Below are 386 nucleotides of genomic sequence, written 5' to 3'. Positions count from 1 at the left end.
GACGCCGTGCTCGCCGAGGTCCGCAGCGAGACCGGCGAGGCCGACGAGCGGCGGCAGGCCGCCCCCAACCCCACCCACGCCCCGGTCGGCCAGCAGCGCGACCTGGGGCAGCCGAGCATCACGCGCGGCGAGACCCGCGGCTTCGCGGTGGTGCTGGCGGGTCCGGTCGGCGCCGCCCCGACGGGCGCGGGCGCGACGTACACCCCCTGGCTCGACCGCGACAGCGTGCCCGACTCCCTGGTGCGGCACTTCGCGACCTCCTCCAGCATCGCGTGGACCTACCCCGAGCTCACCCGCCTCGCCGCGCTCGTCGAGGCGGTGTCGAGCGAGCCGGGGGTCGTGGTGGGCTCGCAGGTGCGGCTGCCGGCCGACGGTGAGACCTACAC

The 386-nt window shown here is 77.2% G+C and carries 1 pseudogene; it reads left to right on the top strand.

Annotated elements, in window-relative coordinates:
• Positions 1-386: pseudogene (locus M3673_RS18930) on the top strand (two-component sensor histidine kinase); the annotation flags it as partial.

This window comes from Nocardioides sp. P86 (genome assembly GCF_023712465.1).
GTDB classification, from domain to species: Bacteria; Actinomycetota; Actinomycetes; order Propionibacteriales; family Nocardioidaceae; genus Nocardioides; species Nocardioides kribbensis.
Note: the sequence above shows the minus strand (reverse complement) of the source record. Positions and strands in the feature narration are given on the sequence as shown.